10 protein-coding genes are annotated in these 23,513 nt (G+C 64.2%); 8 read left to right on the forward strand and 2 right to left on the reverse strand.

Annotated elements, in window-relative coordinates; all coding sequences use genetic code 11:
* Positions 1 to 128: 128 nt before the first annotated feature.
* Positions 129 to 2,234: a penicillin-binding protein 1C gene (gene pbpC / locus NKI35_RS19305; protein ID WP_352741255.1), complete on the reverse strand. Its 2,106-nt coding sequence runs from the start codon at positions 2,232 to 2,234 to the stop codon at positions 129 to 131.
* An 83-nt stretch (positions 2,235 to 2,317) separates the two neighbouring features.
* Complete coding sequence (locus NKI35_RS19310) at positions 2,318 to 7,804, reverse strand: alpha-2-macroglobulin family protein (RefSeq protein ID WP_352741256.1); 5,487 nt, start codon at positions 7,802 to 7,804, stop codon at positions 2,318 to 2,320.
* Positions 7,805 to 8,081: 277 nt separating this feature from the next.
* On the opposite strand from NKI35_RS19310, the gene NKI35_RS19315 reads away from it, so the two are divergent.
* The 8 genes from NKI35_RS19315 (at position 8,082) to NKI35_RS19350 (ending at position 23,462) form a co-directional block, all read left to right on the forward strand.
* Positions 8,082 to 10,010: an autotransporter assembly complex protein TamA gene (locus NKI35_RS19315; RefSeq protein WP_023699008.1), complete on the forward strand. Its 1,929-nt coding sequence runs from the start codon at positions 8,082 to 8,084 to the stop codon at positions 10,008 to 10,010.
* 2 nt (positions 10,011 to 10,012) lie between these two features.
* The gene (locus tag NKI35_RS19320) at positions 10,013 to 16,060 is read left to right on the forward strand and encodes a translocation/assembly module TamB domain-containing protein (RefSeq protein WP_352741257.1); all 6,048 of its coding nucleotides are present in this window, start codon (positions 10,013 to 10,015) and stop codon (positions 16,058 to 16,060) included.
* Between the two features lie 252 nt (positions 16,061 to 16,312).
* Entirely contained in the window at positions 16,313 to 17,965 is a 1,653-nt protein-coding gene (locus NKI35_RS19325) for an ABC transporter substrate-binding protein (RefSeq protein ID WP_023668187.1), read from the forward strand.
* A gap of 223 nt (positions 17,966 to 18,188) precedes the next feature.
* A complete protein-coding gene (locus tag NKI35_RS19330) occupies positions 18,189 to 19,223 on the forward strand; it encodes an ABC transporter permease (RefSeq protein WP_023668188.1) in 1,035 nt (344 codons plus the stop codon).
* 13 nt (positions 19,224 to 19,236) lie between these two features.
* On the forward strand, positions 19,237 to 20,394 hold the full coding sequence (locus tag NKI35_RS19335; RefSeq protein ID WP_352522042.1) for an ABC transporter permease: 1,158 nt from the start codon (positions 19,237 to 19,239) through the stop codon (positions 20,392 to 20,394).
* A gap of 48 nt (positions 20,395 to 20,442) precedes the next feature.
* Complete coding sequence (locus NKI35_RS19340; RefSeq protein ID WP_023668190.1) at positions 20,443 to 22,659, forward strand: dipeptide ABC transporter ATP-binding protein; 2,217 nt, start codon at positions 20,443 to 20,445, stop codon at positions 22,657 to 22,659.
* 141 nt (positions 22,660 to 22,800) lie between these two features.
* The gene (locus tag NKI35_RS19345; RefSeq protein ID WP_023668191.1) at positions 22,801 to 23,028 is read left to right on the forward strand and encodes a hypothetical protein; all 228 of its coding nucleotides are present in this window, start codon (positions 22,801 to 22,803) and stop codon (positions 23,026 to 23,028) included.
* Positions 23,025 to 23,462, forward strand: coding sequence for a TA system VapC family ribonuclease toxin (locus NKI35_RS19350; protein WP_352741258.1), 438 nt, complete (start codon positions 23,025 to 23,027; stop codon positions 23,460 to 23,462). Before NKI35_RS19345 ends, NKI35_RS19350 begins: the two co-directional genes overlap by 4 nt.
* Positions 23,463 to 23,513: the final 51 nt, after the last annotated feature.

Genomic DNA, 23,513 nt, shown 5'->3' on the forward strand with positions numbered 1-23,513 from the left:
CCCCCCCCCCCCCCCCCCCCCCCCCCCCCCCGGGCCCCCGGCCGCCGCCCCCCCCCCCCCCCTGAGGGGGGTGCCTCGCGCCGGGTCTCGGGCGAAGAAGCCCAATCCCCTGAATCGCTTGGCGCCATCTATTCAACGAACACCTTCACGCTTGCCGCGCGTCCCACGGCGTCGATGACGGTGAGCGTCGAATAGCCGGCGCCGTCGGGCAGCCAGGTCGCAGTGCGGCGGCGGTCGATGCCGACGAGCGGCGTGCCATTGGCCAGCCAGCGGAACGGCGCGCGGCCGCCTTGCAGTTTCAGCACCAGCGGCGAGGCCTCGGCGGAATTGGTGGCGAGATCGACGCGGGCGCCGTTGGGCGGGAAAATGATCGTTGGCGCCGGTTCCGTCGGGCCTGCCTGCACCAGTCCGTCGGCGCCGGCGCCGAAGCGCCCCAATGTCACCGGCAGGTCTTCGCGCCTGGCCTTGAGGACACCGGCCGGCTGGCTGGGCAACGGGACGGCGGTGAGGCCGGAGCGGACGAAGCCCTCGAACAGGATGGGGGCGGCCGAGACATAGCCGGACAGGCCGGGCACCGCACCGGCATCGGCGCGGCCGACCCACACACCCAGCACGTAGCGGCCGTCGAAGCCGACCGACCAGGCGTCGCGGTAGCCGTAGGACGTCCCAGTCTTGTAGGCGATGCCGCGCTGCAAGGCGCCCTCGGGCGGCTTTACGCCCGACAATATGTCGGTGATCTGCCAGTTCGCCTGGGCGTCGAGGATCGTGGCGGTGGTGCGCTCGGCATTGGCCGGCTCGGTGCCGTCATGCAGCGTGTTTGCCTTGCCGCCATTGGCGAGGCCGGTATAGAGCTGGACGAGATCGCGCAGCGTTACGCCGACGCCTCCGAGGCCGATGGCGAGGCCCGGCGCCTCGTTGACCGGTAGCACCGGGCTGACGCCGGCCTGGCGGAAGCGCGCCATCAGCCGTGCCGGGCCGACCGAGTCGAGCACGCGGATCGCCGGAACGTTGAGCGACAGCTGCAGCGCCTGGCGGATCGAGACATCCCCCTGATACCCCATGTCGAAATTCTTCGGCCGGTAGCCGCCGAAATCGACCGGGCTGTCCTCGATCAGCATTTCCTGGGCCACCAGCCCCTGCTCGAAGGCGAGGCCATAGATGAACGGCTTCAGCGTCGAACCGGGCGAACGCACGATCCTGGTCATGTCGATCCAGCCGGAGCGGCTGGCGTCGAAGAAATCGGCCGAACCGACTTCGCCGAGGATGTCCCCGGTGCGGGCATCGGCCATCACCATGGCGACGGAGAGGCGCGGCCCAAGTTTGATCGCGGCATCGCGCGCCACCTGCTCTAGTCCTTGCTGGACGCTTTTGCGGATCGTCAGCTGCAGCGGCTTGCCGGGGACGGCCTTGGGCAGCATGGCGTAGGCGGCGTGTGGCGCCAGCGCCGGCAATTTGCGGCGCAGGCCCGAGACATCGTCTAGTGCGGCGCGCGCGGCTTCGCGCTCGCCGAGCAGGCCAGCTGATACCATGCGGGTCAGCACGCGGTCGCGGGCGGCATGAGCGATGGTGAGATTGCGGTCGGGACGGCGCTTTTCCGGCAATTGCGGCAAGGCGACGAGCAGGGCTGCTTCCGAGACGGTCAGCCGCTTCGGCTCTTTGCCGAAATAGGCGAGCGAGGCGGCACGCACGCCTTCGAGATTGCCGCCATAGGGCGCCAAGGTCAGGTAGCGTTCCAGTATCTCCTGCTTGGACAGGCGCCGCTCGATCTGGATGGCGCGCAGCATCTGCTTGATTTTCGAGCCGAGGCTGCGGCTTTCGCGGGGCTCGATCAGCCGGGCAAGCTGCATCGACAGGGTCGAGCCGCCGGAGACGATATGGCCGGTGGTGGCGAACTGGCCGGCGGCGCGCGCCAGCGCCAGCACATCGACGCCATCATGGTCCCAGAAGCGCTTGTCTTCATAGGTGACCAGCATGTCGACGAACTGCTTGTCGACCTGGTCGAGATGAGTGTCGAGCCGCCAGTAACCGTCCGGCGTGGCGAAGGCGCGCAACAGCTGGCCGTCGCGGTCCTGGACCTCGGTGGAGACGGTGAGCCTTCCGGGCAGCGGCGGCGGAAAAGCGCGGTCGAGTTCCCAGAGAGAAGCGGCAGCGATCGCCGCAAAGCCGACGAGGGAGGCGGCGGCGATGCCTGTTCGACGGAGAAATTTTCTGGAGAGCATGGTGGTGCCCTTCATCCGCCTGCCGGCTCCTTCTCTCCGCATAGCGGGGAGAAGGAGATGGTCGCGGACATCGGCGTGTTCATCTTCGTCAAGGCGCCTTACGGCGCCTTGATCTCCATCATGCCGGTGGCGGTGCGGGCCGAATATTGCGGCCGGTACATGTCCTCCACCGTGGCTGCCGGATGGGCATAGGTGCCCGGCGTTACCGCACGCACGACGTAGGCCAGCATGATGTTGCGGTCGCCATCGCCGTCATTGGGATTGAATGCCGCGACGAAACGGTCGTCGCGGAATTCGAGATGGGCTGCGTCCGTTTGCGCCAGCCAGGTGAAGTTCGATAGCTGGGCGCTGGAAACAAGGCCCGGATTGTCGATCTCGAAGCCGGCCGGCAACAGGTCGGTGATCAGCAGGCGCGAAGGCCAGCGGTTCTGCTCGTAAACCTTGAGCACGACCACGTAGCGTTCGTTCTGCGTCGCCTCGGTGACGTTGGCTTCGGTGCCATCGAGCTTGTAGTAGGTGCGGTCGATGGTGAAGCCGTCGCCGCCGGCCGGCAAGGGCTCTACCGGCGAGGCGACCGTGGTGACGACCGCCTGCAGCGGCGTGGCGCCGGTGTTGGCGATGGTCAGCGGGCTGTCGGCAATGTCGGTGCCGCTGAGGTGGTTGGAATACCCACCGGCATGCGGCGCGCCGTTGACCGAGAGCGTGATCGAGTCGTTGCCCGACTTCAGCGCGCGGGTCGCCAGAAGCATCCAGGACTCGTCCTGCGTGCTGGTCCACCGGGCATCGGCGCGTTCCCTTGCCACCAGCCGGATCAGCTCCGGCACGATGGTCGGCACCGGCTTCGATTCGGCGGCGAGCGCCAGGATCGCGGCGCCATCACGCAGCCGCGAGCCATAGTCGGACCGGTAGTAGTCGTATTCGGTGGTCGACTTGGCCAGCTGCAGCGCCGTCTGGAAGGTTGCTTCCGAACGCTGCGCGTCGCCGTAGAGCGCCAGGCTCGCCGCCAACTGGGCGACGGCCATCGGGCTCGAGAAGGCTTCGAGCTTGGTGTCGGCGTAGTAGCGCAGATCGCCGACCGAGGCCTTCTTGTTGCGGGCCAGAACATAGAGCGCGTAGGCGATTTCGCTGCCGCGATCCTGGACGTCCTGGTCGTAACCGACCGAGTTTTGCAGATTGCTCAGCGCCTGGCTCATCGCCAGGGCCGGCACGTCGTAGTTCTGCTCGCGCGCCCGGGTCAGGAAGTCGGTGACGTAAGAGTCGAGCCACAGATCGCCGGAGCCCGGACCCCACAGGCCGAAGCTGCCGGCCGAAGCCTGGTAGCTCAGCACCTTGTAGATGGCGGCCTGCACGCGGCCGTGCAGTTCGGGATCGCTTTGCATGCCAACGCCGGACGCCAGATCGTTGACGTAGAGAAGCGGCATGGCCCGGCTGGTGGTCTGCTCGGCGCAACCATAGGGGTAGCGGTCGAGCGTCATCAGCAGCGACGGCACGTCGAAGGCCGCAGCCTGCGAAACGCCGACGCTGATCGAGGCGCCGTCGAGCAGGCTTGCCGCGAGCAGCTCCTTGTCGACGCGCAGCGAGCCGCCATTGCCCTTGAGGTCGACGACCAGACGGGTGGTGACCGGCAATTGCGCCGGACGCACCGGAACATACAGCGTCTGCTCGACGGCGGTGCCGTCGCCATGGGCGAGCTTGATGGTGATCGAGGCATTGCCCGCCGTCTGTGCAATCAGCGGCACGGTCAGCGTCTGGCGCTTGCCCTTGGCCAGCGTCAGCTTTTCGGGCAAGGGCTTGTCGCCGGTCGAGAGGTCGCCGGTCGTGGCGATCGACAGGGCATAGTCGCCCTCCGGACCGTCGGTGTCGGCGACGTCGAGCCGCATGATAGCTGCATCTCCAGGCGCCAGGAAGCGGGGCAGGCCGGCGGTGATCACCACCGGATCGCGCACGATGACATCGGTCGTGGCATGGCCGAGGGCCTCCTTGGTCCAGGCGACGGCCATGACGCGCACGGTGCCGTTGAACTGCGGGATGTCGAAGTCGATCCTCGCCTTGCCGTCGGCGTCGAGCTGGACCGGGCCGGAGAAGAAGGCGACCAGCTTTTCGGTCGGCGGACTGCCTTGCGGCTGCATCGAGGCGCCGTCGCCGCCGGTCCTGAGCTTGCCGCTGGTGCCGAGCGAGCCGTCGATGAGACGGCCATAGATGTCGCGGACTTCGAGCCCGAGCATGCGCTGGCCGAAATACCAGCCCTCCGGATCCGGCGCCTTGTAGTTGGTGAGGTTCAAAATGCCGACATCGACGGCAGCGACCGTGACATAGGCATTGCTGCCCGGCGCTACGCCGGCGACCGAAACCGGGATCGACAGCTGCTGGCGCGGCATCGTCTTGTCCGGCGGCGTCAGGGTGACGGCGAGCTTTTTCGAGCCTGGGTCGACCGTCAGCCATTTTACGCCGATGGCGCGCGCCGGCATGCGGGTTTCCTGCGCATCGCCGGGCCGGAACAGGGTTGCGGTGATGTAGGCGCCGGCGCCCCAGTCGTCACCGACCGGGATCTCGACCGTGCTGCCGCCGGCCGGCACGGTTGCCGTGACGGTCTTGAGCAGCTTGTCGGCGCCGATGGTGACCAGCAGTTCGCCGGCAAAATGCGGCGACACTTTCAGCTTGGCCACGTCGCCGACGGCATAGCTGTCCTTGTCGAGAGCGATCTCGAGCCCGTCAGGCGTTTCGGTGGAGGTCGAGGAGACATACCAGCCGGCGTCGAACTCATAGCTGGTCGCCGGGCCCTCGGGATCGGCAGTCTCGATCTCGAGCCGGTACTGGCCCCAGTCGACCGGCATCGTCACGGTCGCCTCGGCATCGGCGCTGAGATCGACCTGGCCGTTGGCGATCGATTTGGTGAAGGTGACCGGTTCGTAGTTCCACGAGTTGTTGTTGCGATACCACTGGTAATTGCGTTCGACCTTGACCAGCGACCACTGCGCGCCCTTCAGCGTCTCGCGCTTGCCGTCGGGATCGACCGCGATGAGGCTGAATTTGGCGGTGCCGCCCTGCGGCACCTCATTGTCGGCGAAATCCGGACGAATGCCGATCATGTGGCCTTGCGGGCGGATGCCGATGTTGAGCGAGCGCTCGATGGCGCGGCCGCCGGTTTCGCGCATGCGAACCGTGACCTTGGCGTCGACCAGCTTGGTGGTCGCGGGCAATTGGTCGACCGTGACCGGGAAGGTCGCCTTGCCGTCGTCGCCGACCACCGGCAGACCGGTGAACGGGGTCACCGAAGGCTCGGCCGACTGCTCGTCGGCAAGGCCGAACGAATAGCCGGCGAAACGGTCCCAGTCGCGCGCTGTCGACAGCGTCAGCTCGCCTTCGAGCGCGAGGCCGGCGGCCGGCGCGCCATAGAGGAAGCGGCCGTCAATGTCGATGTTGGCGGTTTCGCCCTGTGCGATCTCCTGCTTGTCGGACTTCATGTCGAACTCGATGCGATCCGGCACGAAGTCTTCGACCAGGAACATCTGGCTGGAAACGGCCGCCTGCTTGGGATCGGTATAGATCGACACCGTCCAGGTGCCGCGCATGGCGTTGGCTTCCAGCGGCAGGTCGACGGCATAGCCGCCGGCCGAGACGCCATCGGCAACGATGCGGCGGTTCTCGACGCCGTCGGGACGGGTGAAGATGAAGGTCAGCGGCAGGTTTTCCACCGCTTTGGAGGCGCCGTCGCGGGCAAGGGCTGCGACATGCACATCCTCGCCGGCGCGGTAGATGCCGCGTTCGGTCCAGGCATAGACATCGAGCGCGCCCGGTGCGGCGCGTCCGGCGACGCCGCGATCGGACAGATCGAAGCCGGCGCGGCCCATGTCGAGGAAGACGAAATCGTTGTCGCCCTGCTTGGCCATCAGAACGGCCGGCACCATGCCGCCGTCGCCGCGCGTCAGGCCGGGGTTGAAGACAGCATGGCCTTCGGCGTCCGACGTGGCTGTGCCGAGGATTTCATTGTTCCTGGCCAGCAGCGTCAGTTCGGCGCCGGCGATCGGCTTGGCGGTTCCGAGCGAGCGGGCAAAGACATTGAGGCCATCCTGGCCGGTATAGGTCGACAGGCCGATGTCGGAGACGACGAACCACTGCGTGGCAAGCGAATTGTAATTGTCCTCGTCGTTTTCGTTTACCGCTTGCGCGGTCAGCACGTAGACGCCGGGCTTGCGCTGCGGCAAAGCTTCGTCGACCGGGAACGACGTCGTGACGTCCTTGTTGAGGTCGTTGGCGATGTCGAGCTGGCCCTGCCAGACCGGCTCACCCATCTGGTCGGAAATGCTGGAGATATCATAGCCGTCGAGCTGCTTCAGGAACTGATAGCCGGACAGAAGCTGCGCCAGCGAACGATCGCCGATGCGGTAGAGCTTCATCTGTGCGGCATTCATGTTGACGGTGACGACCGGGATGCCACGGCGGGCGCCGGCGGGCAGCACGAAGCTGTCGCCGGTGAAGCGGGCGGACGGCGCGCGGTCCTGCACATAGATCGACAGCACGACCGGAGCGGCGGTGACCTCGCCAATGGCGGCCGGCAGACCGGCGCGGAAGGTCACTTCGTAATGTTGGCCGTGCTCCAGCCCTTCGACGCAGATCTGCTTGTCCTTGGCCTCGACGCCCTTGGGCGGCTGGTTGTCGACGGTGACGAACTGGGCGTAGTCGACGCCGGTCTTCACCAGCTCCTCGGAAAACTGCGCGCAAATGCGCGGCGCGCTGGTGTCGGCGTCGATCGAGTGATCGATGACGCGGAAGCCCTTGCGGGCCTTGAGATCCTCATATTCGGCCTTGACCGCCGGCGAACTGACCAGCGCGAGGCTGGCTTCATAAGCCTGCAGGGCCGGACGGTAGAGATCGCGGCGGTCGAGGCCGTTGCCGAGCAGCGCCAGCACTTCGGCGCGGGTCTTGGTGGTGCGCAGCAATTTGTAGGCGTTGATGGCGGCGGAGGTGCCTTTGACCGGCAGATTGTAGGATTCGGAGGTGCCGCTGGCCGGCTGTATGGCAAGCGTTTCACGCGCCAGACCGAGCCAAAGCTGGCCGTCGTCAGGCAGGACCGAGACCGCGGCCTCGTATTTGTTCATGGCCTGGCCATGGTCGCCGGTCAGTGCAGCCTGTTCGGCGGCGGCGCGGAGTGATTCCAGCCCGTCGGTCGGCTTGTCATAGGCCGGATCGGTCAGCTTGTTGCGGTATTGCTGGGCCTGGTCGGCCATCCAGTTGGGGAAGAAGGCGAGTTCCGGCGGGGCGCCGATATCGGGGTCGCCATCGACATTGACGACCTTGCCCGCGACCGCGCCGTTGAAGGGTTTCAATTGGTTATAGTCGGATTTTAGGAAGCACCATTTGGCCTTGTTGTTGTAAGTAAAGGCGCGGCAGGCGGGGTCGCCGAGGCATGTCGTCTTGCACTGATCGAGGCTGACATTCTGGTCCGATCTGAGATCGAAGCCGAAATAGTCGGAATTATTTGAGGTCACCACCCGGCGGGCTTCGGCCGCTTGCGCTACAGACCCCCAGGCGAAAATGAGAAGAATCAAGATCGACAGACCACGAGCCGCCGCGCGCATCGCCATAACACCCTCCAGACACTGCTACGTCCGCGGCATGTTCAAGCTTCAGTCAAGCTTGTCAACACGAGGACGGGCAGGTTTCCGCCCGCCAACGGTTCCCAAACCGGCCAATGACCGGTATGCCGATAGTTCATCCACGGGAAAGGGATCACGCTTTCTTGCGAAAACGCAGAAGGTGTGAATTCCAAGCCCTGCCTATTTCAGACAATTGGATTGTGGCCCCTTTACGAGCGCTTCAAAACTTCATTCCAATTTTAGTTTTGTAACCTAGGTTGTCCTGATGCCGGCGTATGAAGCGCAGATGTCGAAGGTAAGTGCGCCACGGCGCACGCTTTCGCGTGCGCTGATTGTGGCGTTGGCGTGCTCGACCGTGCTCGTTGCCGAATCGGGGTCGGCGGCCGCCTTCGAGCTCTTCGGCATCAAATTGTGGGGCTCTTCGAATGACGAGGACGCCGATATCGTCGACCCGCTGCGCTATGCGGTGACCATCGAAGCGCCCGATGCCGACAAGGACCTGGTCAAGAAGCTCGAAAACGCCTCGTCGCTGAAATCCGACGAAGACCGCCCGGTTTCCGGCTCGCTCGGCCTTTTGGCAAAGGCGCGTAGCGACCGCGAACAGCTGGTCGCCGCGCTTTATGCCGACGCCCGCTATGAAGGCGTCGTCACCATCACCATCCAGGGCAAGGCGCTCGACGATTTGCCGCCCGATGCCGAATTCACTGGTCCGCAGCCGATCCCGGTGGTGGTCAGCATCGCCAGCGGGCCCAAATTCACACTCGGCAATATCAGGCTGGAGGGCGATGCCGCCGGGCTGGCGAGCGCCGATTTCGGCCTGATAGCCGGCGGCGATGCCGGCTCGGGCGCCGTGCTCAAGGCCGAGGCGCTGATCGTGCGGGCGCTGAAGCAGGAGGGCCGGCCGCTGGCCCGGATCACCGACCGGCAGGTCGTGGCCGAGCACACCACCTCGACGCTCGACGTGACGCTGACGGTGGCCGCCGGGCCGGTTGCCGGCTATGGCGACACCACCGTCGATGGCACCGAGAAGGTCGATCGCGAGTTCACCGAATATATGACCGGGCTGAAACGCGGCCGGCAATATTCGCCCGACGAGATCGACGATGCCCGCGACCGGCTGCTGAGGCTCGAAGTGTTCAACAGCGTGACGCTGAAGGAAGCCGACAGTCTCGACGCCGACGGCAACATTCCGATCGGCGTTCAGGTCAGCGAGCGCAAACCACGCTATTTCGGCGTCGGCGGCACTTTCTCCAACACCGAAGGGCTAGGCCTGGAAGGCTATTGGGGCCACCGAAATCTGTTCGGCCGGGCCGAAAAGCTGCGCATCGAGGGCAAGATCAGCGGCATCGGCAGCAACGATCTCAGCGAGCTCAACTACAATGCCGGCATCATGTTCGAGAAGCCGGGCGTGGTCGGGCCGGCCTCGAAATTCATCGCCAGCGTCAAGACCGTGCTCGAACATCCAGACGCCTACGACCATTTCTCGGTCAAGGGCAGCACCGGCCTGTCCTATGAGATCGACAAGAAGCAGACGGTGTCGGCTGAAATCGCGCTCGACTACTCCAGGATCACCGACGCTTTCGGCAAGCACAAATACCTGATCGCCAGCATTCCGCTGCAATATGTCTACGACAACAGGGACAACCGGCTCAATCCGACCAGCGGCTTCAGGGTTCTGGCCTATGCCGAACCAAGCTACGACATTCTGAGCGGCGCCGCCTTCCTCAAGCTCAGGGGCGAGGGGTCGGCCTATCAATCGCTCGACACGGCCTCGAAATTCGTGCTTGCCGAACGCGTCGCGCTGGGTTCGATCGTCGGCACCGGCCTTCAGAACGTTCCAGCCGACAGGCGCTTCTATTCCGGCGGTGGCGGCTCGGTGCGGGGCTATGCCTATCAGGGCATCGGACCGAAGGACATCGACAATCAGCCGATCGGCGGGCTTTCCTTCTTCGAAACATCGGTCGAAATGCGCATTGCGCTGACCGACACGATCGGCATCGTGCCGTTCGTCGACGCCGGCACTGTCTCGACCACAGCGACGCCGGACTTTTCCGACGTGAAGGTCGGCGCGGGCGTTGGCCTGCGCTACATCACGCCGTTCGGGCCGCTGCGCATCGACGCCGCCGTGCCGCTCAACCGCGACCGTGGCGACCCGCGTTTCGGCATCTATGCCGGGATCGGACAGGCGTTCTGACGATGAAGATTTTGAAACGCATCCTTCGCCTGTTTTTCTACACGCTGCTGATCGTGGCGGCGGCGGGCATCGGCGCGCTGGTCGTGCTGACCAAGACCGAGCGCGGCCGCGAAAATCTCGCCGGCATCATCTCTGACATGGCCTCGTCAAGGGACAGCAAAGTCACGGTCAGCGGCATTAACGGTATCTGGTCCGGCGCGCTGACGGTCGACCATGTCGTGCTGGAAGACCGCGAGGGCGCCTGGCTGGTGGCCCGCAAGGTGGCCATCGACTGGTCGCCGCTGGCGCTGCTGTCGAAGAATTTCAGCGCCGACCGCATAGCGGCCGAACGGATAGAATTGGCACGGCTGCCTGTGGCGAGCACCGAGCCGAGCAAGAGCGGGTCGGGCGGCCTGCCGGTTTCGCTTGATATCAGAGCGATCGATTTGCCGGAGATCGCGCTCGGCCAGCAACTTGCCGGCAGCGGCATTGCCGAACTTGCGGCCAAGGGATCGGCCAAGGTCGATGCGTCGCCACTGGCGATCCAGACGGTGCTCAACGTTACCCGCCATGACGGCAAGCAAGGCAATGTCGACGCCAACATCCACTTCGCGCCGGATGAAAACAAGCTCGACCTCGATCTCAAGGCTTCCGAGCCGGCCGGCGGCATCATCGCCAACCTGCTCAAGCTACCCGGCGCGCCGCCGGTCAACATCGTCGTCTCGGGCACCGGGCCGCTGGCCAACTGGAGCGGCATCGGCACCTTCATGGTCGACGGTCAGATCGTTACCCAGCTCACCGGCCGGCACCAGCTCACCGACAAGGGCAACCGGATCGAGGCCAAGGGCGACGGTTCGTTCGAAGGCTTCCTGCCGGAACGGTTCAAGTCGCTGTTTGCCGGCAAGACCAGCTTCGACCTAGCCGGCACCGCGACCGCGGCCGGCGGCGTCGACATCGAGCGCGCTGCGATCGAGAGCGACGCAGTTCATGGTACCGCTGCCGGCATGGTCGACCCCAACGGCGCCAGCGACCTTTCGGTCGAACTCGTGGCCAAAGCCAAGCCGGTCACGGTCAATGCCGGTACCCAGGCGCAGCCGATCATGGTGGCCATCAACAATGTGACCGCGCGCGCCTTCGGTGACGGCAAGGCGCCGATGATTGACGCCAGCGCTTCACTGGTCTCGGTGGTGGCGGGCGGCTCTCAGGTGAACAATCTGGATGCGAAGATCCATTCCGACGGGTTCGACATCGAGAGCCGCAGCGGCCCGGTCAGTGTAAGTCTGGCGGCCGCCGGGCTGAAGACCGACGTGGCGACGCTGGCGCCGCTGATCACCGGCAAGCTGACGGCCTCTCTTGCCGGTTCGATCAGCAGGGACGAGATTTCCCTCGACGAAGGCACGCTGCGCAGCGATGCTCTCAATGCCGGGCTGACGGCTAAGGTGACGCTGGCCGATCTCGCCATGACGCTGAAGATGAATGCGGATGCTGTGTCGACGGCGCTGCCGCCGCAGATCAGTTCGCTGCTTGGCGAACGGGTCAAATTCTCGGCGACCGCGACGCGCGATCCGCAGGGCTCTTTCGCCGCCAACACGATCGAACTCACTTCCGGTTCGCTGAGCGCCAGCGGCACCGCCAGCGCGCAAGGCAGCGATATCCAGGCCGACATCAAGGGCAAGCTCGGCGACGTCTCGGTGCTGTCTTCGCTGGTCGGCGTGCCGGTCGCCGGCGGGGTCGATTTCGCGCTGACGGCAAGCGGCGCGCGCAACGCACCGGATTTCTCGGTTTCGGCCGACAGTGCCAGCCTGACGGCCTCCGGCCGCACGGTCAAGGACATCAAGCTGACCGCATCGGGCAAGGCCGACATTGTGAGCCCGGCCGCAGATGTCTCGCTGACCGGCGCGGTCGACGAACAGCCGCTCGCCATCAAGGCGGCGCTGGTGACGAGCGACGGCAAGCGCTCCATCAAGGGGCTCAGCGTAGCGCTGGGCGACAACAAGGTGTCGGGCGACCTCGCGCTCGATGAAAAATTCCTGCCGCTGGGGACGCTGACGATCTCCGCCCCCGACATCGCGCCGCTGGCGTCGCTGGCCGGGCAGACGGTGGCCGGCGATATCGGCGGCACCGTGGTGTTCTCCAAAGACGGCGAGGCGCCCACCGTCACCATCAATGCAGCCAGCGTGTCGATCGCGCGCGGTGATGTGGCAGCCAAGGCAGTCACCGTCAGCGCACTGATCGCCAACTATCTCAACAGCCCTGCGATCTCCGGCACGATCAAGGCCGAGAGCGTGACCTCGGGAACGACCGTCGTCAGTGGCATCGGCGTCGACCTCAAGCGTGACGGCGACTGGACGAATTTCACCGGCGGCGCAACCATATCAGGCATTCCGGCGACAGCTGCCGGGCGGGCGAAGATTGCCGGCGGCGCGACCAGCGTCGAGATCGCGTCCGGCGAGGCGACGGTGCGCGGCATCAAGGTGGCGATCGCCGAGCCGTCGAGCCTGACCATTGCCGATGGCATAACCAACATTCAAAAGCTGGTAGTCGATCTCGGCGGCGGCTCGGTGACGCTGTCGGGCACGGCGGGCCGGACGCTCGATCTGGCGGCGACCTTCTCGGCGCTGCCGGCTGCGCTTGCCAATGGCTTTTCACCCGGCCTCGATGCCGGGGGCACGCTCGACGGCACGGCGCAAATCACCGGGCCATCGGCAAATCCCGATATCCACTTCGATGCAAAGCTGGCCGGCGCCGAGACCAGCCAGACCCGTCAGGCCGGGCTCGGGCCGCTCGATGTCGATGCGGCCGGCAGCTATTCCGCGGCCGGCGGCGTCGTGCTCGACCAGGCGACGCTTTCGGGTGAGAAAATCTCCGGCAAGGCGGCCGGCACCCTCAACCCGAACGGCGCCAGCGATTTCGCGCTCGACCTGACCTCTTCCGGTCCGAGCCTGCCGCTGGCGTTCGGGAGCGTGGAAGGCCCGATCAAGCTCGAACTGCAGGCGCTGTCTGTGAAGGCGGCGGGGCAGGCTGCGCAAGCCAAGCTCGATATCTCGGCGGTGTTGCCGTCGGTGGCGACGAATTTCACCAAGGTCGAGGGCATCTCGCTGGCGCTGCATTCCGACGCGTTCGATGTGAGAAGCCGCACCGGTCCGATCTCGGGCACGATGACGGCGGACAAGATCGGTCTGGACAATCCGACCATCGCACCGCTGATCGCCGGCAAAGTCACCGCCAAGGTCGCGGGCAGCCTGGCGGCCGGTGCGATCACCATCGACAGCGGCTCGGTGCAGGGCGATGCGCTGGGCAGTGCCTTCAATGGCCGTGTCGGCTTTGCCGATGGAGCAATCGACCTCAACCTCAACGCCGACGTGCTGTCGGCGGCGTTGCCGGCGGCGGCGCGCAGCGTGCTGGCAGAGCGCACGCAGCTCAGCGCCACGCTGAAGCGGGATGCCAATGGCAATGTCAGCGCCAATCCGGTCACGCTGGCGTCGGGCGCACTGACCGCGGACGGTCAGGCCAGCCTCGCCGACAACAAGCTTAGCGCAGATATCAAGGGTGCACTGGCCGACATCTCGCTGTTGTCGAAAGATGCCAAAGGCGCGATCAGCTTTGCACTCAACGCGCAGGGGCCCAGCCTGGCGCCGGACCTGTCGCTGACGGTCAACAGCGACCGCCTGCTGGTGGCGGAACGCGAAATCACCGGACTTAAGCTGATTGCGACCGGCAAGGCCGATGCCGCGAACCCGGCAGCCAATGTGCAACTGACCGGCAATGTCGCGGGGCAGGCGCTTCAAGGCAGCGCGGTGCTGGCCACGGCCGACGGCAAGAGCGCCATCAACGGCCTGCTGTTGTCACTCGGCAAGAACAGGATTTCCGGCGACCTCGCCCTCGACGAGGCTTTCGTGCCGGTCGGCACCATCGCGCTCGACCTGCCCGATATCGGACCGCTGGCGGCGCTGGCGTTGGAAAAGGCCGAAGGCGATGTGCGCGGCACTATTGCATTCTCCAAGACCGCGGATGGCCCGAACGTCGCCGTCAAGGCTGCGACCGCTTCGATCACGCGCGGCGACCTGCAGGCGAAGACGGTGTCGATCGATGCGCTGGTCGCCAACTATCTCGCCGCGCCGGTCATCTCGGGCAAGATTCGCGCCGACAGCGTCATTTCCGGCGGCACCGCCATCAGCGGCATCGATGTCGATTTGAAGCGCGACGGCGACTGGACCGGGTTTTCCGGCGGCGCCACCGTCAAGGGCATTCCGGCGAGGGCTGCGGGCAGGGTAAAGGTGGCTGGCGGCACCACCACCATCGAACTCGCTTCCGGCCAGGCCACGGTGCAGGGCATCAAGGCGGCCATCGCCCAGGCCTCGACCGTCAGCATCGCCAACGGCACCACGACGCTGGACAAGCTGGTGCTCAATCTCGGTGGCGGCACGGCGACGGTGACCGGCAAGGTCGGGCAGGCACTCGACATCAGTGCCGCGCTGTCGAAGGTGCCGGCTTCGCTGGCCAACAGTTTTTCGCCGGGCCTCCAGGCCGCCGGTTCGATTTCGGGAACAGTCAAGGTAACCGGCGCGCCGGGCAATCCGACTGTCGCTTTCGATATCGATGCTGGTGGGGTGCAGACCTCGCAGACGCGCAGCGCCGGTCTTGGCGGCATGAATATCTCTTCGTCGGGAACATTCGCCGGCAAGAAGCTCACCTTCAACGCCGACATCAGCGACGGCGCCGGGCTTGGCCTCAAGGGCGGCGGTACGGTGACGACGGCCGGCACACCAGCGCTGGTGCTCGACTTCAACGGCAAGGTGCCATTTTCCTTCCTGGCCGCCAAGCTTGCGGCGCAAGGGCTGTCGCTCAGCGGCACCGCCAACGTCAATATCCAGGTGCGCGGCCCGGCGGCGTCGCCGGTGATCGGCGGCACGGTCAGCACGTCGGGCGCCCGCCTGGTCGACGCGCGCTCCGGCCTTGCCGTCAATGACATTGCCGCCGACATTTCGATCGGCAACGGCGTTGCCCGGGTCAACCGGCTAACCGGCACGCTGTCGACACGCGGCAGCCTGTCGGCCTCCGGCACACTCGGCATCAATCCGGCGCAAGGTTTCCCAGCCGATTTGTCTATCAAGCTGGTTGACGGCCGCTATACCGACGGCAGGGTGGTGACAGCCAATCTCGGCGGCGACCTGACCATCAAGGGGCCGCTCACCTCGGCGCCGGTGATTTCGGGCACCGTCAACCTGGCCAAGACCGTCATCACCGTTCCCGATAAGCTGCCGGGCTCGCTGGCAGCGCTCGGTGTCAAGCACAAGAACGCCCCCGCCAGCGTGCGGGCGCAGGACAAGGCCTTGCGACCGGCGGCGGCCAGCGGTGGTGGCGGCAGTGGGCTTGTCCTCGACGTCACGGTCAATGCGCCGAACCAGATCTTCATCCAGGGCAGGGGTGTCGATGCCGAGTTCGGCGGTTCGCTGAGGCTGACCGGCCCGGCGGCTTCGCCGCAGGCGGTCGGCACCTTCACCTTGCAGCGTGGGCGGCTGTCGATCCTCGGCAAGCGGCTGACCTTTACCGAAGGCACGGTCGGCTTTTCGGGGTCGCTGGTACCCTACCTCAACTTGACCGCGACATCGACCACGACCAGCGCCACCGTCACCATCGTCGTCTCGGGCGAAGCGACCAATCCGAAATTCGACTTCTCATCGGTGCCGGCGCTGCCCGAGGACGAGGTGCTGGCGCAGCTGATTTTCGGCCGCTCTATGTCGAACCTGTCGCCGCTGCAGATCGCGCAACTGGCCGAGGCCGCCGGCCAACTGGCCGGCGTCGGCGGCTCGACCTCGCTGCTCGAAAACCTGCGCAGTGCAATCGGCGTCGATGACCTGGATGTGACCACCGATGACCAGGGCGGCACCGCCGTGTCGGCGGGCAAGTACCTCAATGACCGCACCTATGTGACGATCCAGAAAGGCGACAGGCCAGGATCGGGCAAGGCGACGATCGACCTCAATGTCGGACGCGGCGTCAAGCTGCGCGGCGAGGCCAACGATGGCGGTGAGGCCAAGGGCGGCATATTCTACGAAAAGGAATATTGAGTTCCTGGCCCTTACCGCCACCGGAACTGGCGCTGTCTCAACCCGCCCAAATGTATCAATTACTCGCCTAAGCAGATTCCGGTGGAATCTGGGCGCGCTAGCACTTTTGCGCCAAGTCTGTCGTTATCACGCGAACCGCTCCCTTTTCAAAGTTGCACATTCCCTAACAGGTTCCGTAGCCATGCCGTCTTTGACATCACGGCAGGGATGCGGAATGTTAAAAGGCGGAAAGCCAACAATGGGAGTTAAGGTATGACAAATTACAAGAGTAATGGCGATCGCGTTCCCGATCACATCCTGGCCATGGCCGAAGAAGCCAAGGCAGGCAAAGTCGATCGCCGCGAGTTCCTCGCCATGGCGAGCGTGTTCGGCGCGTCGACTGCGATGGCCTACGGCATGCTCGGCGTAGCCGTGCCGACCCAAGCCAGGGCCGAAGAGGTGCAGGGCAAGAAGGGCGGCATCCTTAAAGTCGCGCAATGGGTCAAGGATCCCAAGGATCCGCGCAAGGCCGACTGGTCGGAAATCGCCAATGCCGAGCGTCAGGCGCTTGAGCCGCTGGTCAAGTACACCAGCGAATACACGTTCCGCCCGTACCTTCTGGAGAGCTGGGAGGTCAACGACGACGCCACCGAGTACACGTTGCATGTGCGCAAGGGTGTGACCTGGTCGAATGGCGATGCCTTCACCGCCGATGACGTCATCTTCAATCTCAAGCGCTGGGCCGACAAGAAGGCCGAGGGCAATTCCATGCCTGGCCGTCTCGGCACGCTGGTCAAGGACGACAAGCTCGACGAAAGCGCCGTGACCAAGGTTGACGACCACACCGTCAAGCTGAAGCTCGGCAAGGCTGACATCGCGCTCATTCCGAACATGTGCGACTATCCCGGCCTCATCGTGCACAAGAGCTTCGACGAGAAGGGCGGCGACTTCAAAGCCTGCCCGATCGGTACCGGCCCGTTCGAGCTCGTCTCCTACGATGTCGGCCAGAAGGTGGTCTACAAGCGCCGCGAGGACAACAAGTGGTGGGACGGCGAGGTGTTCCTCGACGGCATCGAATTCGTCGACTACGGCACCGATCCGGCAGCCATGGTCAGTGCCTTCGAGGCCGGCGAAGTCCATACCAATTTCGAGACCTCGGCCGACTATGTGTCAATCCTCGACGGACTGGACCTGGTCAAGTCCGAAATCGTCACCGCGTCGACCATCGTGTGCCGCACCAACATCAACAACAAGCCTTACGGCGACCAGAAGGTACGCAACGCGCTGCAACTCGCGGTCGACAACAATGTCGTCCTGCAGCTTGGCTACGGAAATGCCGGCACGGTGGCTGAAAACCACCATGTCTGCCAAATCCACCCGGAATATTACGAGCTGCCCAAAGTCGCTCGCGATCCGGCCAAGGCCAAGGCGCTGATGGCGGAAGCCGGCCAGGCCGACTTCGAGCATGAGCTGATCACGGTCGACGAAGACTGGCACAAGAATACCGGCGACGCCATCGCCGCGCAGATGCGCGACGCCGGCCTCAAGGTAAAGCGCACGGTGCTGCCGGGCTCGACGTTCTGGAACGACTGGACCAAGTACCCGCTGTCGATGACCAACTGGAACATGCGCCCGCTCGGCGTTCAGGTTCTGGCGATCGGCTACCGCACCGGCGAGGCGTGGAACGAGTCGGCCTATTCCAACCCCGAATGGGATGCCAAGCTCAATGCAGCATTGGCCGTTGCCGATGCGGCCAAGCGCAAGGAGATGATGAAGGACATCGAGCAGATCCTGCAGGATTCCGGCATCATGATCCAGCCATACTGGCGCAAGCTCTACAGCCACTCGGTCAAGGCGGTGCAGAATTACAAGATGCATCCGACCTTCGAGCGCGACTACGGCAAGGTCTGGCTCGACCAGGCGTGATCGGAACGTCAGGGAAGGGGCGCTTCGCTCCTTCCCGTCACGCCTCGCTTGGTCCAGAACCGGAAGCCGCCGCAGCAAAAAGTTGCGGACTCTCCTGAAAGACCGTTCAATAAAACTGGGTTGATTGCATCCGAGTGCCGATTTGACGGCCAACTCTGCCGGCAACGGCAAAGCTGGTTTTTCGAACTGGCTCCAACCCCAACCAGACCGGCAGGGGACCGCCATGCTTTCTTTCGTAATCCGGCGTCTCGGCACCATGGCATTGACGATGCTGTGCCTGACGATGATCGTCTTCTTCCTGATCAACCTCGAGCCGAATTTGAAGAAGCTGGCGATCAGCCAGACCGAAATGCACACATCGGCCGAACAGCTCGAAAGCTGGCTGGTCAACCATGGCTACCGGCAGAACTTCTTCGTGCGCTACGGGCAATGGCTGGGCGTCGTCCCGAAGCAACCGGTGACCGATCCGGCGACCGGCAAGCCGACGCAGCGTTTCTCCTTCTGCAACGATCCGCTGGAGCCGAAATTCTCCGGCATCCTGGAAGGTGATTTCGGCTGCTCGACGAAGTTCAAAACCTCCGTTGCGTCAAAGCTCTTCCCCGCACTCGCCGCCACCGGCATTCTGATGCTCTGTGTGCTGTTGGTGATGGTGCCAATTTCGCTGCTGATTGGCATCCTGGCCGGCATGCGCGAGGGCTCGCGAACGGACCGAACGCTGTCCGTCGCATCGATCGCGTCGACCGCGACGCCCGAATATGTGTCCGGCGTCATCTTCACCGTCATCTTCGCCTCCTGGCTCGGCTGGCTGAACGGTTCGGCCGCCTCGGCAAGCCAGGGCATCACCTTCTACAATTTCACCCTGCCGGTGATGACGCTGGCGATCTACGGCATCGGCTACATCGCCCGCATGACACGCGCCTCGATGGTCGAGGTGATGACGCAGCAATATATCCGCACCGCCCGGCTGAAAGGGCTTTCCTTCGGCAGCGTCGTCGTCAAGCACGCGCTGCGCAATGCGCTGATTGCGCCGTTCACCGTCATCATGCTGCAATTTCCCTGGCTGCTTACCGGCGTCGTCATCGTCGAGGTGATGTTCCGCTACCAGGGCTTTGGCTACACGCTGGTCGAGGCCGCCGGCAACAACGACATCGATCTGCTGCTTGGCTGTTCACTGGTCTCGGTGTTCATCGTGCTGATCACGCAGCTCATCTCGGATGTCGGCTACGCGTTCCTCAATCCGCGTATCAGAGTTCAATAGGGGGCTGGGGCAGATGCAGGTCGAATATATCGGTGCCTTCAATGTCGTGCTCGGCGTGATTGGGCGTTTCTGGCCGGTCTGGTTAGGGCTTGCCCTGGTGATGGGGGCGAGCTTCACCTACAAGAAAAGGCTAGGCCTCTACGGCCAGCTGTTCGATAGCGGCGTCGGCATTGTCGGTGTCGGCATCTGCCTGTTCTGGCTGTTCACTGCAATCTTCGCGTCGACCGTCGCGCCGTTCGATCCGCTCGCCCAGGTCCCGATCATGAAGGATGCGCTGCCGGGCGCGCTCGAGCCGGTATCGAAACTCATCTACTATTTCGGCGGCGACAAGCTCGCCCGCGATGTCTTTTCGCGCATGGTCTATGGCAGCCAGATCGTGCTGATCATCGCACCGGCTGCGACCGGTTTCGCGCTGATGGTCGGCATTACGCTCGGTCTGCCCGCCGGCTACTATGGCGGCCGGATCGACACTGTGCTGTCCTTCCTGGCCAATCTGGTGCTGGCCTTCCCGGTGATCCTGCTGTTTTACCTGCTGGTGACGCCGGGCATCATGGATACGCCGATCCCCTACGCCATGGCCGGGCTGTTCTTCCTGTTCCCGATCATCTTCTTTTCGGTGCTGTTCTGGACCCGCTACAAGAACCGGCCGGACCGCCTCTATATATTGCTCGGGCTGACGCTGGTCATCGGCGGCTGGGTCTATGCCGGCCTGGTGTTCGACGCCGATCCGTTCAAGATCATCCACATCGATCCCAACCAGCTCAACATCTTCGTGGCGGTGGTGTTCGCCTCCAGCCCCGGCGTGTTCCGCATCGTGCGCGGCCTGGTGATGGACATCAAGACGCGCGACTATGTGGCGGCGGCGCAGACGCGCGGTGAATCGCCCTGGTACATCATGCTGTGGGAGATCCTGCCCAATGCGCGCGGACCGCTGATCGTCGATGCCTGCCTGCGCATCGGCTACACCACGATCCTGCTCGGCACGCTCGGCTATTTCGGGCTGGGCCTGGCGCCGGAGAGCCCGGATTGGGGCACCGCGATCAAGGACGCCAGCCGCCTGCTGCGCTCGTTCATCCACCCGGCGCTGCCGCCGACAATCGCGCTGATGTCGTTCGTGCTGGGCTTGAACCTGCTTGCCGACTCGCTGCGCGAACAATCGATGAAAGACTGATCTGCGGGTTTCGGCCCCGCGAGCATAAAAATAGGATTGGAGCGACCCATGAATGAGGCAGTTCGAAATCCCGGCAACCCGACCCTTGGGCCAAGCGCTGCGCCGATCATCGAGATCGAGAACCTGTCGATCTCCTTCTTCACCCGCAAGGGCGAGATCCCTGCCGTCATGGACTTTTCCTGCACGGTGATGCCGGGCGAAGCCATGGGCATCGTCGGCGAGTCCGGCTGCGGCAAGTCGACCGTGTCGCTCGGCATCATGCGCGACCTCTCCAACATCGGAAAGATCGTCGGCGGCAAGATCAAGTTCCAGGGCAAGGACATGGGCGAGCTGTCCGACGAGGAGTTGCGCTCCATCCGCGGCAACAAGATCGCCATGATCTACCAGGAGCCGATGGCGAGCCTCAATCCGGCGATGAAGGTCGGCCAGCAATTGATGGAAGTGCCGCTGATCCACGACAAGGTGTCGAAGGAAGAGGCTTACAAAAGGGCGCTCGAAATGGTGCGCTCGGTGAGATTGCCCGATCCCGAACGCATGATGCGTTCCTATCCGCACCAGCTGTCCGGCGGCCAGCAGCAGCGCATCGTCATTGCCATGGCGCTGCTGTCGAAGCCGGCGCTGCTTCTGCTCGATGAACCGACGACGGCGCTCGACGTGACGGTGGAGGCCGGCATCGTCGAACTGGTCAAGGGGCTGGGCGAGAAGTTCGGCACGTCGATGATCTTCGTGTCGCACAATCTGGGCCTCATCCTCGAGACCTGCGACCGCATCACGGTGATGTATTCGGGCGAAGCGGTCGAGACCGGCAAGATCAAGGACGTGTTCGACCGGATGCGCCATCCCTATACGCAAGGGCTGTTCCGCTCGATTCCGCTGCCGGGCGCCGACAAGAATTCGCGGCCGCTGATCTCTATCCCCGGCCAGTTGCCGCTGCCGCATGAGCGGCCCAAGGGCTGCAATTTCGGGCCGCGCTGCCACCATTTCGTCGAGGGCGTCTGCAATGCCGCCGAAATCCCGATGATCGAGGTCGCCGGTCACGAAGGGCATTTCTCGCGTTGCGTGCGCTTCAACGAGATCGACTGGGAAGCGCTGCCGCCCGGCGCCAAGAAGGTCAATGAGAAGGTTGTGCCCGGCGCGCCGGTGCTCAAGATCGAGGATTTGAGAAAATACTACAAGGTCGGCGGCAGCGAAGTGTTCGGCTCCAGCGAAGGCCGCGTCGTCAAGGCCAATGAGACGATCTCGTTTATGGCCCGCGAATCCGAGACCGTCGCCATCGTCGGCGAGTCCGGCTGCGGAAAGTCGACACTGGCCAAGGTCCTGCTCGGGCTGGAGACGGCAAGTGCCGGCACAGTGACGCTGGGCAACAAGGAGATCCAGTCGACCGGCATCGAGAAGCGCAGCGTCGAAACGGTGTCGTCGATCCAGATGGTGTTCCAGAACCCGTTCGATACGCTCAATCCCAGCCACTCCGTCGGCTCGCAGATCATCCGCACGCTGGAAAAATTCAAAGTCGGCAACAATGTCGCGGAGCGGCGCAAGCGCATGCTGGAGCTGCTTGACCTGGTGAAGCTGCCGCGGGCCTTCGAGACGCGCAAGCCGCGTCAGCTCTCAGGCGGCCAGAAGCAGCGCATCGGCGTGGCGCGTGCCTTTGCCGGCGATGCCAAGGTGGTGGTGGCCGACGAGCCGGTGTCGGCACTCGACGTCTCGGTGCAGGCGGCGGTGACCGAGCTGCTGATGGACATCCAGCGCAAGAACAAGACGACGATGCTGTTCATCAGTCACGATCTGTCCGTCGTGCGCTACATCGCCGACCGGGTCGTCGTCATGTATCTCGGCTACATCGTCGAGCAGGGTACGACCGACCAGATCTTCGCGCCGCCCTACCACCCCTACACCGAGGCGCTTCTGTCGGCGATCCCGATCGCCGACACCAGCGTGGTCAAACGGCACATCGTGCTCGAAGGCGATATCCCGTCGGCGATGAACCCGCCGAGCGGCTGCCCGTTCCAGACGCGCTGCGGCTACAAGAGGCTGGTGCCGGACAATCTGTGCGAGACCAAGGTGCCGCCGGTGAAGCATCTCGGCGATGGCCATATGAGCCTGTGCTGGCTGTCGGACGATGTGCTGGCGACGATGGAGCCGGTGATCAAGTTCGACAGGGAACACGCAGCGCATGAGGGCGTGCCAGAAGACGCACCGGATGGGATCGGCCCCGGTTTCGCCGGCGAACCGCCGAAGCGCCCGCATGGCAAGAAGCCGAGCTGACCAGCCATAGGGCAATGCCGCTCGTTGGCGCATTGCCGCAGCGTCGCCATAGCTCAAGGAACGACAGCTACGTTCGCTTGAATATTGCTGTCCATTGCTTTATGTGATGCGTGATGTTTGATGCGCGGTAGGGAGCATGTTGTGAGAACCACACTTGCAATCGATGACGATGTCCTACTTGCGGCCAAGGCCATGGCGCGACAGCAGGACCGCAGCGTTGGCGACGTCATTTCCGATCTGGCTCGCCGCTCACTGCGCAGGCCCCCGACCGGCGGTGAACGCAACGGCATCCCCTTGCTTGCATCGCGGCCCGACGGCCCGATGGTCGATCTCGAAATGGTCAATGCGCTTCGCGACGAATTGCCGTGACCTTCCTGCTCGACGTCAATGTGTTGATTGCGTTGATCGATCCGGCTCACGTCGCGCATGAAGATGGCCATCGGTGGTTCCAATCCACCGGGCATTTATCATGGGCAACATGTCCCATTACCGAGAATGGCGTCATCAGGATTGTAAGCAACCCGAAATACCCCAATTCTCCGGGTTCGCCCGCCGTGGTGGCGCAGATTGTCGGCAAGCTGCATGCCCTTTCAGGACATCAGTTCTGGCCTGACGAGATCAGCCTTGTCGGTTCCAACGACATCGATGCAGCCAGGATCCTCACCCCGGCACAGGTAACGGATAGCTATCTGTTGGGACTCGCCAAGGCGCGTGACGGCCAATTGGCGACGTTTGACCGAAAGCTGTCGACGGCAGCGGTAAAGGGAGGGAGGTCGATCCTCCACCTGATCCCAAGCGAATGAATGGCTGAGTTCTGCTTCGATCGCGAACTGCGTGGCTGCAAGACCGCTTGG

It is taken from the genome of Mesorhizobium sp. M0676, from assembly GCF_040320535.1.
Taxonomy (GTDB): Bacteria; Pseudomonadota; Alphaproteobacteria; order Rhizobiales; family Rhizobiaceae; genus Mesorhizobium.